The organism is Gemmobacter serpentinus (assembly GCF_008973825.1).
Taxonomy (GTDB): domain Bacteria; phylum Pseudomonadota; class Alphaproteobacteria; order Rhodobacterales; family Rhodobacteraceae; genus Gemmobacter; species Gemmobacter serpentinus.
Genome location: NZ_WCHR01000060.1, coordinates 1 through 10,303 on the forward strand (window position 1 = coordinate 1; position 10,303 = coordinate 10,303).

9 protein-coding genes are annotated in these 10,303 nt (G+C 66.5%); 5 read left to right on the forward strand and 4 right to left on the reverse strand.

Annotation, left to right across the window (positions count from 1 at the left end):
* From GBJ34_RS20990 to GBJ34_RS20195, 3 genes are all read left to right on the forward strand, one after another.
* A partial coding sequence (locus GBJ34_RS20990; RefSeq protein WP_226341312.1) for a hypothetical protein occupies positions 1-260 on the forward strand: 260 nt, incomplete at its 5' end.
* Between the two features lie 247 nt (positions 261-507).
* Positions 508-2,601, forward strand: a complete 2,094-nt coding sequence (locus GBJ34_RS20190; RefSeq protein WP_192931312.1) for a glycoside hydrolase family 99-like domain-containing protein — start codon at positions 508-510, stop codon at positions 2,599-2,601.
* A gap of 8 nt (positions 2,602-2,609) precedes the next feature.
* Complete coding sequence (locus tag GBJ34_RS20195) at positions 2,610-3,467, forward strand: glycosyltransferase family 2 protein (protein WP_151720967.1); 858 nt, start codon at positions 2,610-2,612, stop codon at positions 3,465-3,467.
* Here the strand turns inward: GBJ34_RS20195 and GBJ34_RS20200 are convergent.
* Genes GBJ34_RS20200 through GBJ34_RS20215 form a run of 4 tightly spaced genes read right to left on the reverse strand, consistent with a single transcriptional unit; the run spans position 3,452 to position 9,399 of the window.
* A complete protein-coding gene (locus GBJ34_RS20200) occupies positions 3,452-5,311 on the reverse strand; it encodes a glycosyltransferase family 61 protein (RefSeq protein WP_151720968.1) in 1,860 nt (619 codons plus the stop codon). The genes GBJ34_RS20195 and GBJ34_RS20200 overlap by 16 nt on opposite strands.
* 4 nt (positions 5,312-5,315) lie before the next feature.
* Complete coding sequence (locus GBJ34_RS20205) at positions 5,316-6,494, reverse strand: polysaccharide pyruvyl transferase family protein (RefSeq protein ID WP_151720969.1); 1,179 nt, start codon at positions 6,492-6,494, stop codon at positions 5,316-5,318.
* Positions 6,491-7,804, reverse strand: a complete 1,314-nt coding sequence (locus GBJ34_RS20210) for a glycosyltransferase (protein ID WP_151720970.1) — start codon at positions 7,802-7,804, stop codon at positions 6,491-6,493. The genes GBJ34_RS20205 and GBJ34_RS20210 overlap by 4 nt, the downstream gene beginning before the upstream one ends.
* The gene (locus tag GBJ34_RS20215) at positions 7,804-9,399 is read right to left on the reverse strand and encodes a hypothetical protein (RefSeq protein ID WP_151720971.1); all 1,596 of its coding nucleotides are present in this window, start codon (positions 9,397-9,399) and stop codon (positions 7,804-7,806) included. Before GBJ34_RS20215 ends, GBJ34_RS20210 begins: the two co-directional genes overlap by 1 nt.
* Before the next feature lie 277 nt (positions 9,400-9,676).
* On the opposite strand from GBJ34_RS20215, the gene GBJ34_RS20220 reads away from it, so the two are divergent.
* Positions 9,677-9,937 carry a spike base protein, RCAP_Rcc01079 family gene (locus GBJ34_RS20220; protein WP_151720972.1) on the forward strand — a complete coding sequence of 87 codons (261 nt, stop codon included), beginning with the start codon at positions 9,677-9,679 and terminating at the stop codon, positions 9,935-9,937.
* Positions 9,937-10,303: hypothetical protein (locus GBJ34_RS20225; protein WP_226341313.1), on the forward strand; the 367-nt coding region annotated here is incomplete at its 3' end. The genes GBJ34_RS20220 and GBJ34_RS20225, both read left to right, overlap by 1 nt.

Genomic DNA, 10,303 nt, shown 5'->3' on the forward strand with positions numbered 1-10,303 from the left:
AAGACAAAAATCCAGCACCGCGCCAATCCCTTGGCGCGCCGCCAACCTCATCTCCATCCCAAACCGACGATCCGTTCCCGTTCGTCGTCTCGGTGAAGGGGCTTCTAGGCCCAGCCGCAGACAACCGCAAGGGAAAAATGTCGTACTCCCGTCATTTTCTGCGGCAAGACTGCGGCGCGCCTTGTTTCATTGGCGTTTTGCATGAGCCCTGCACAGGGGGCAGGATCGCGGCAGATCGGCGCGGCCGGCCGATCGCGTGAGAACAGGGGCTTCGGGCGGCAAATTTCAGCCCGCGATTCTCGCCCGGGGCCGGAAGCGCCCCGGATTCGCCGGATTTGAGAGAGAATCTGCCCGCCAATCTGTCCGGAAACCGGCATATGGCAATTTTGCTGTCCTTATGCGGGATGGCTGCACTTTGCCGATCCGGCAAATCCCGCTATGTCGGACCATCGTCGCGCAAGCCGTGGCCAGGTCGGGCTGGCTGTGCATATTGGGAAGGGTTGCTTCATGAGTGTCGTGAACTGGGATCTGCACAATCTGGATCAGGGCCCGGAATGGCGCGGCGCGATCGACCATTTCGACGGGCGCTGGCTGCGGGGCTGGGCGGTTTCGGCCCGTGCGCCCGGGCAAGACGTGCAGCTTGATATCCGTCTCTATGGTGTCGACCTGCCCGCGATGTCCTGTGATATCGCCCGCGAGGATATTGCCCGGCTCTTTCCGCATCCCGTGCGTGCGGGTTTTGATATTGATCTGGGCCTGCTGCCCGCAGGGATCGCATCGCTCCTGCTGGCGCATCTGCACGCGGCAGCGCCGGTGAGCCAGATCGATGCCGTGCTGGAGGTCCGGGTCGGAGGCTCCGGCCTGCGGCTGCCTTTCTCGCCCGGGGTTGCGGACGGATCGCTGGCCTCGGCGCAGCTTCGCCCGATGCTGGAAGAGATCCTGGCCAAGGCCCCCCCTGCCCCGCCCACCGTGACCGGTATCAGCGCGACAGGGATCCCGCCCGCAGAGATCGCCGGCACAGACATCCCCGGTGCAGGGGGCATCCTGGACCATGCCGCGCGGCTTGAGGTGATCGCCTTTTATGATCCGGCGCTGCGGCCTGCCGGATATGCAGCCGGATCTTTTGCGGAAGAGGGCGCGGACTGGCTGCGGATCGCCGCCAGCCGGGCGCTTTATCCGGGTCATGACCAGCCGCATCTGCCCGGCCGCGATCCAGGGTTCTATGATCCGCGCGACGGGTCCGCGCTGCGCGGACAGATCGCGCAGGCCCGGACGCATGGGCTGACCGGTTTTTGCTACCCCGCGGGCCCGGGGGGGGCCGGGCAGGCCCTGATCGCGCAGCATCTGGAACAGGGGGATGATTTCGGGTTCTGCCTGCACTTGCAGATCGAGGCGCGGGATGTGGCAGATCCCGCAGCCCTGTTCCGTGACAGCCTGCCCCGTCTCGCGGCCCCGGCCTATATCCGTCTGGCAGGGGCACCCCTGCTGCTGGTCAGCGGGCTGGAGCTTCTGCCCGACCCCGCCGGGGCGCTGGCCTCCTGGCGCGCGATCGCCCGCCATGACGGCATCACCCGGCTGCATCTGTGTCTGGTGGAACGGGCGGAGGCGCGCGATCCGCGGGTGTTCGGCTGTGACAGCAGCTGCCAGCCCTTGCCGGAGGCACCGGCCCTGCAGCTGCCCGCGCCCGCAGGCCGCGCCGGTGTCACGGGGGATTATGCCGGGCTGGTTGCAGGCGAGATTGCCAGACCGTCCGCAGGCCATCTGCGGCTGGGCTGCGCCCTGCCCGGCCATGATGACAGCCCCCTGCGGGGGGCGGAGGCCACGATCTGGCAGGGGGCGAGTCCTGCGCTGTTTGCGGCCTGGACCGGCCATCTCGCCGATCTGGCCCGACAAGGCCCGGCAGAGGGGCGGGCGATTTTCATCAATGCCTGGAATGGCTGGGCGGGTGGCAGCTATCTGGAGCCGGACCAGCAGCTGGGTACGGCCCGGCTTGTCGCGCTGCGCGATGCGCTGGCGATGGATGCCGAACCCGATCCGGACGAGATCGAGATGGATCCGGCCCCCGCCCGCGCAGATATGGACCTGCCGCGTCAGCTTGTCGGACTGGCCCGGGCCAATGCCGCATTGACCGGCCTGTTGCGGCGGCAGGGGGCACAGGACAGCCCCGGTCCGGATCACGGCGGGTTTGTCGCCGCCCCGCCGGAGCTGATGCGGGTCACCCCCCATCCGGCCGGCCGCGCGCAGATCGAACAGCTGAACGGGCTGCCGCCGCAAGACGGGCTTTTGCCGCTGGCGCGGGCGGGCGGCATCGCCCTGACCGGCTGGTTCCTGCTGCCGGGAACAGACCCCTTCCCGGCGCTGATCTCCTTGCAGGATGATCAGGGGCGCCGCCATGTCGCCCTGTTGCGGCACGCACAGCCACGGCCCGATCTGGCGCAGGGCCAGGCGCTGGCCGGCCAGACGGCCAGCGGCTTCAGCTTCCGGGGGGGGCTGGGCGGGCTGCCCGCCGGGCGCTACCGGATCGAGCTGCTGCGCCCCGACGCCCGGGATCCGGGCCTGGCCCATGCCGCCGGAACCGGCTGCCTGCTGCTGATCGGGTGAGGTTGCCGATGCCCGCCGTCCTGCACCCGCGCTGCGTCACCATCATCGTGCCCGCCTACCGGCACGCCGCCTTCATACGCGACAGCCTGCTCTCGGTTCATGACCAGACCTATCCGCATCTGGAGCTGGTGGTGATCGACGATGCCTCGGATGATGGCACGGCAGAGGCCGCGGAGGCGGTGCTGACGCCCGAATTCACCGCCCGCTTCGCCCGCGTCACCCTGCTGCGCAATGCCGGGAACCTCGGGGCGCATGCCACGATCAACCGGGGTATTGCCGAAAGCCGCGCCGCCTATCTGGCGATCCTGAATTCCGATGATCTCTATCACCCGGACCGGATCACCCGGCTGATGGAGGCCCTGCAGGCCAGCGGGTCAGAGCTTGCCTTCTCGCTGGTCGATGTGCTGCGCAGCGATCCGCCCGAAACCCCGATGCCGGAGTTTTTCCGCCTGATGGCGCTGCGCCAGAAACTGGCGCTGCACCAAGACCCCAGCACCGGCTTTGCCCTGCTGCGCGCCAATATCGCGATCTCGACCGGCAACTTCCTGTTCACCCGGCGGCTGTTCGACCAGGCCGGTCCCTTCCAGCCTCTGCGCTATTGCCATGACTGGGACTTCCTGCTGCAGGCCCTGTTCTTCACCGAGCCTGTCGCGGTGGAGGCGCCACTTTATACCTACCGGCTGCACGGGCATAATTCCTTTGCCTCGCTGGGGGATGTGCTGGCGGAGGAAACCGCGGTGGTGATCAGGCGCTTCCTGCAACGCGGGCAAAGCGGACCCTCGCCCAATCCGGTCTTTCCCTGTGCCGCAAACTGGCCGGGATTTTTCGACATCTTCCTGCGCGACTGCCATCACGTCCCGGGCTGAGCGGCCTCCGCCTGCGGGGCCGCAATCATCGTCGTGATCGCCTCCAGCGCGCGGGGGATATCGAGACGCCAGCGCTTTTGCGACGGGCGCGGGTCACTCGCGTCCTCCTCGCCGAAGATCACCGCGTAATCCAGCCCCATCGAGGCAAACAGGTTGCAATGGGCATCGGCAAAGACCATGCCGCTTTCGATATCGACCAGCTTGGTGCCGGGGCGACAGAAGACAGCATTGAACATGCCCGCGCCGCCCAGGCCCACCACGACATCGGCGGCCCGCATCAGGCGGATCTGTTCGGCAAAGGGCAAGGTTTCGGGGTCGATGATTTCAAAATCGAGGCCCCGCAGCCCGGCGATCAGTTCCTCTTCATTCATCAGCCCGCGATAGCTGCCAGACCGGGTATGGGCGAGGCGTGACAGGAAGATGCGCCGCCCGGCCTGACCGGATGCCGTCTCATCACCCGGCAGGGTCTCCCCCGCCAGCCTGGTGGCCAGGCGCGCAAAGACCTGTTTTTCGCTTTCGGTCACATAGAGATCGCGGAACGAGCAGCGGATCATGGAGACCCGCTCCAGCGCATAGGCGCGTTTCACGTCATGCGACAGGATATCGGCCGGATCGATCCCGATGGCCGCCAGCATCGCCTTTTGCCAGGGCCGGTCACAATAGCACATGAACCGGTCATAGCGGTCCCGGTGATCAAGGAATTCCTGCGCCGCGGGCAGCGCCAGAAGCAACCACATGCCGTAGTTCAGCGGCTCGTCCGGCGTTGCCAGAAAGGTGTGGCCGGGCACCGGCAGCGCCGCATCCAGCCGGTTGCGCTCCAGCATCAGGGTGTTGTTATGCAGCAAAAGCCCCGTATCGGCATTGCCATGACTGCCATGCGCCTGTGCCATGCGCTGCAGGGTGGCCGGGCCGCTTTCCAGATAGCGCGGGATGAGATCGCTGCCGGACAGCAGTTGATCATAGCCGACGGTGATCACATCGGCATAGGTCTGGATGCGCTTTTCATGGACGCGTCGCGCGGTCTGCAGCAGCCGCTCCACCCCGGGCAGCTCCGTGTCCTCCGGATGCGCCATGCAGATGAAGGCAGGCGCGCGCCGCTCGAGCCGCACCATCGGGTCGATGATGCGGGTCTCGATGGCATGCGCCTCCGGATCGGCACTGCGCACCGGCAAAAGCCCGGCTGTCCGGCGCTGCATCAGCACCGCCTGCACCCGGGATTCGATGCTGCTCCAGGCCACCGGCCGGGTCAGCAGCTGCAAATCCGCCGCCGATTGCGGCGCGGCACCGCGCCGGGCCTCGAAGGCCTCCCGCGGCGGCAGGGCGATGCGGCTGCCCAACAAAAGCCCGGTCGCGGCCGAAGCCACGCATTCCAGCAGCGCCTCCGGCCCCTCGGCAAAGAGCAGTTCGCGCAGGTAGCAGACCTGCCCCGTCCACCAGCCCCCGGCAGGCTCGGGCGAGGCCATACGGTAATCGGGCGGCAGTGCATCATCGAACAGCCAGAGCGCCTCGGGCCGCATCAGGGGCTGCACCAGGCGGATCTGGTCATAGAGCGCCATCAGACGATGATCGTGATCGACAAAGACCAGGTCATAGGCCGGGCCGCGCCCGACCTCCTGTTCCAGCGCCTGCAGCAGCTCTGCCTGGCTTGCAACCTGGCGAAAGCGGAAATCCCGCGAGGCCCAGGCCGCAGGCGGATAGCCCCCCAGCACCGTCAGCCGTCCCGGATGATCGCGGTAAGGCTGTACCTCGCGCCCGCCCCCCAGCCAGAGCACGGAAAGATCCGGGTCGCTGGCCAGCAGGCTGCGGACGATCTCTGTCGTGCTTTCTATCCTCCCCTCCTGCATCGCCTCACCCCATACGATGTGCGAGACCATTGGCCTCGAGCACGAACTTCATCTTGTCATAACGCAGCCGATGCACACGGTTGAATTCGGAAAAGTCGGTCTCGCGCAAGATCTGCGGCAAATCGACATGATCCAGCTGATCGATCCCGATCGAGGGGATGGCGTGGGTCTGGGCCAGTTCGCCACTGCGGCTGTCATAGCGCACCAACACCCCGGGCACCCCATTGGCGAGGCCCGGCAGCACCCCGTGAACCCGGTAGCCAAGCGCGAAATCCTGGGCGCAGATGAAGCGGTCATAATCCGCAACCTCGAGGAAGAAGAACAGCTTGTCGCGGTAAAGCCGCTCCATCGCCGCTTCCGTTTCCGGGGTGAACCAGCCCTCATGACGGAAGGTCGCGCGCGCCTGCGCCATGCCAGCTTCATCCTTGAACCAGAAGGCCTTTTCCTCCGGCTCGCCATGGATGGAGACCGTCACATCGAACATCCCCGCCGCCTGCAACAGCAGATCGCGCTGTTTGCGGCGATAGGCGGCGGTATCGGCCGAATAGGTACCATCCACCTCGCGCCGGATCGAGAAGGCCAAGCGGCGGATCTCTTCGGGCATGCGGATATCAAGATCGCGCCTGCGGGTGCGGAACATCGAGGGGCAGCCCACGATCTCCACATTGTGGATGCCGCTGGCCGCCAGCACGTCGGCGGTGAAGGTGCCGCGCACCCCGATCACCGTGCTGCGTTCCGACACCATCTGCCAGAAGCGCAGGTTCTGCCCGGTCAACCTGTAGACGCCCGCGCCATGCGACTGCGCGCCGACCCCGATGGCATGGACAGGCAGCGGCACCCGTTCCAGGACCTCGATCGCGTGATGCCAATCCATGTCATTATGAACAAAGTTCGAGGCCCGGATCAGGAAATAGTCATAGCCCTTGCGATATTGCGCGATCTCCGTTTCCACGATCTGGTCGATGACGGTGCCACGCACCTCAGCATGATCCAGGATCTTCAGGGTGGAATCGTAAACCACCATATCGCCGATATTGAAGTAATTGCCCAAGATCTGCTCCCGCGGCTGGTCGTACCAGCGCACACAATCCTGGTCATGCACCACACCTGCCGGCGAAAGAACGAGAATGCGGGGCTTCTTGCCTGACGGAATGGGCGCAACCTGCCCCTCAACTGGGATCACGTCTTCTGTTCCTTCTCGCCTTGCCTGCCACCCGTGCGGGCGGCAAAGAAGCGCAGATAGGCCTGCGCCATGTCGGTTTCGCTGCCCGGAACCGGGAAACGGGTGGGAGCGGTTTCGGGCGCGGCAAGCGCCCGGCGCATCACGCGCGCCAGATCGGCGGCACTTTCGTGACGGAAGTGATAGCCCGAGACGCCATCCTCGACCTTTTCTGCCATGCCGCCGATGCCGGTGCAGATCACCGGACGCGAGGCGGCGAAGGCCTCCTGGATCACCACGGGTGAATTCTCCCACCAGCGGCTTGGCACCATGACGTAATCGGCCTCGCCCATCAGCTGACGCACCCGGGCATTGTCATAGGGACCGGCGAATTGCACCACGCCGCCGGGCCCCGCGGCCGCGCGCAGGCGCTGCTCAAACTCCGGCGAAACCCCGATGATATTGCCATGGACCCGCACCCGGACGCGCGGGCGCAGACCGGGTTCGGCCAGCAGGAGATCCAGCGCATCGAGCAGCGTATCGACCCCCTTGAACGGGTTGATCTGGCCGAAATAGGCAAAGATCAGCGGATCGTCAGCCTCACGCTCCCGCAGGGGGCCGGGCCGGTCAAACCCTATCAGCCCGTTCTCGATCATCGCAAAGCCGCTTTCCGGCAGGCCCCATTGCACGAAACGGTCGATCAGGAAACGGCTGGGGGCCACAAATCCGTCCAGCCCCAGCAGGGCGGTCTGCATCAGATCGCGCCGGGTCGCCATCGCAGCATTCCCATGTTCGGGGAAGCAGCTGCCACAGCGTTCGGATGCAGCATTGTCACACAGGGCCCGGGCCGGGCGCGTCACCATCTGGCCGTGATGGGCGCAGATCGCAAGAAATTCATGCAGCGTCAGGAAGACCGGCAGATCCAGCGCCTCGCGCACGCGGTGAAAGGCGTTGAGGCCGAAACTCAGGAAATGGTGAAAGTTCACCAGCCCCGCCCCGGTTTCGCGTAGAACCCGCACCAGATCTTCGATGACGGCCGGGCCGCCCAGTTGCAGATCATGGCCGTAGCGCGCGGGATCGACGGGGATCACCCGCTCCTGCGCGCTGCGCAGCGTGACGCGCGGCAGATCCTGCCGCGGCACCGCCGCGATGAAGACCGCCGGTACATCCAGCGCCCGCAATCCGCGGTAAAGCGTATAGGCCGCGATCTCGGCCCCCCCCTTCGAGACGGAGGGATGCGCATGCGAAATGATGGCGATAGGCGCATCCATGGCCAGCCCGGCAAGGCTGGGCAGGCCCGGTTTGGTTTGCAGGGCAGGCTTTACGGCACACATTACAAGGCCACCCCGCTGCGTTCGATCCGCTCCCAGAGCGGGGGCAGGATCGGGCGGGGGCTGGCGCGCAGCGCAAGGCCCGCAACCTCGCCCCCGGGCAGATCGGCCCAGGCCTCGCCACGCCGGGCCAGATCCACGAAAGCGCCTGCATCGCCGCCCAATCCCGGCGCGCCTTCCAGCCCCGTCAGACCAGAGGGGCCATCGGCCAGGGTAAGGCACGCACGCGCCGGCCCCTCGGGGTCCGGGCCGGTCATCTCAAGGCAGGCCAGCAAATCGTCCAGATCGGCCCGAAAGCCCGGGCGCAGCAGGGCAAAGCGGGACGCCCCCGTCGCAACCAGGGCCGCGGCCACCTCGCGCGGGCAAAGCGGCGGTGCGATGAAGAACAGACTGAGGCCCGGCATCTCCGCCAGGGCCTGCAATTCGCGAAACAGCGGCAGCATATGGGCGCGGCAGGCCTCAGGGGCCAGAAGCGCCACACCGATGCCCTGGCTGAACAGCACCTGCCGCCAGGCCATGATCTGGGCCGCGATGCGATAGGCATCATCATGGCCGTCCTGCACACCCAGCACCAGAAGTCGCGCCGCCGGGGTCACCTGCCAGGCAACCGGCGGGACGCGCCCCAACAGGCGATAGCGCTTCAGCGTGGCGGCCATGGCGGGAAAGAACGGCTCGTGCTCCAGCGCCGGATAGCAGCGCAGCAAGGCCGCCTCGCCCACACCGCGATGCAGCCAGGCGATGCGCGCCGGATCGAGCCGGTGCTGGCTTTGCCGTGCATCCCCGCAATGCAGCCGCAACAGCAGATCGCCACTATCGGGGCGGGCATCACGCATCGGGAAGAAGGCGACAAAGCCCGCATCCCGGCCAAGACCTGCCTGCTGCGGAAAGGCCGCATCCAGATCGGGCCGCGCCATGCGATAGGTCGCCCTCGGATCGGCATGGCCGATCGTGTCGCCCGCCCGCAGGCTGAAGCCGGTGACCGGGCGGGCGGGGGCCAGCACCCACCCCTCCACCATATAGCCCAGACCGGGCAGGGCCACGATCGTGTCGATCCCGAGATTGCTGACCGGATCCTCGGTGGTGACAAGACCCGGCACCCAGGATTCAGGCGCGGCCAGCATCTCGGCCAGCGGTTGGAAATAGCCGCGATGCCCGGCCTGGGCTGCCGCCTCTACGATGCCCGACATCACCCGCAGATCGACCTGACGCAGCGCCTCGCCCGAGATCCGCAGATGTGCCCCCCCGGGCACCGCCAGCATGAAGACCGGAACCGGGGCCGAATGCGCCGCTTGCCAATCCGCCTGCAACAAGCCGAGAAAGCCGCTGCAACCTTCGGGGATGTCATCGCGGGGAAACCGCGCCAGCACCAGGGCACCGGCATGGCGCTGGCGCTCCAGCACCATCAGGCCGAACGCGTCGCCCAGCCGGTCCTGCGACCAGCCCAGCAGCCAGTGCCGCCCGCCCTGATCGACCGCCACCGCCTCGACATAGCCGGCAAGCGTCGCCTCCGACATGTCATGGCGCATCGCCAGCATGGCTTCGCCCTGGGGCAGCAATCCGGCAAGCAATCCCGGGATATCCGCCGTCTGATCCGTCATCGCAACCCTGTGCAGTCTTTGGGGGAATCGCGGCGTAAAATGCCCTCAAATAAATAACTTTTGGCACAATGGGCACACAACCGGGAGGCAGACCTGCCCCGCCCGGACATCCCATCGGCAGAAAATCCTAAGTGTCCGCAACTTTCCAGAGAAAAGCGCCCGGTGTTGCGGATCCTTGTCGTATCGCGCCCGCCCGCCTCGGCAATTGCAAAGATCTTGTTGCCAATCTGCCGCCCTGAACACGAAAGCGGCATCCCGCAAGCAGTATGAGGCCTCCATGTCCGATCCGTTCAAGACCGTCAACCGCTCGATTTCCGGCCCTGCGCTCGGATCCTTCGCGATCACGCCCTCGGATGCGTTCAACCTATCCCTGCCGATCCGGGCAGTCACATTGTTTGGCGATGGCACGCTGGCCTGGATCAACAGCGATGGGGCGACCCAGACCACCGGCATCCTGCCTGCGGGCACCTATCCGCTGTTTGCCACCCGCATCCTGGCCACCGGAACCACCGCCACCGCCCTGACCGGATGGGTCTGATGTACGCGCGCGGGCTCACCCTGACCGAGACGGCAAGGCGCAACCAGATCTGGTCACCAGCAAGGCTGTTTGGCGGCAGTGACAAAGGCATGCTGCTGACGATGAGGCCGGGACTGCTGTTTCAGGACAGTAGCGGCACCACAGCCGTCACCGGGCCTGGCCAACCCGTGGGAATGGTGCGCCGGATGGCGGGCACGGTCGATGCGGCACAGGCGGTCTCAAGCGCGCGGCCCACGATCGGGCGCCGTCCGCGCCCGGGACGGCGGAACCTGCTGACCCGCAGCGAGACCCTCAGCCATGGGGTCTGGACAAAGCAAAGCTCCACTGTGCTGTCGGAAATGCAGGTGCGCGACATCCCTACCAGCA

What these genes read in the sequence shown, in the direction of transcription:
- GBJ34_RS20200 (WP_151720968.1), bottom strand. Translation starts at nt 5,311, where the DNA reads ATGCAGGAGGGGAGGATAGAAAGCACGACAGAGATCGTCCGCAGCCTG.
- GBJ34_RS20215 (WP_151720971.1), bottom strand. Translation starts at nt 9,399, where the DNA reads ATGACGGATCAGACGGCGGATATCCCGGGATTGCTTGCCGGATTGCTG.
- GBJ34_RS20210 (WP_151720970.1), bottom strand. Translation starts at nt 7,804, where the DNA reads ATGTGTGCCGTAAAGCCTGCCCTGCAAACCAAACCGGGCCTGCCCAGC.
- GBJ34_RS20195 (WP_151720967.1), top strand. Translation starts at nt 2,610, where the DNA reads ATGCCCGCCGTCCTGCACCCGCGCTGCGTCACCATCATCGTGCCCGCC.
- GBJ34_RS20220 (WP_151720972.1), top strand. Translation starts at nt 9,677, where the DNA reads ATGTCCGATCCGTTCAAGACCGTCAACCGCTCGATTTCCGGCCCTGCG.
- GBJ34_RS20190 (WP_192931312.1), top strand. Translation starts at nt 508, where the DNA reads ATGAGTGTCGTGAACTGGGATCTGCACAATCTGGATCAGGGCCCGGAA.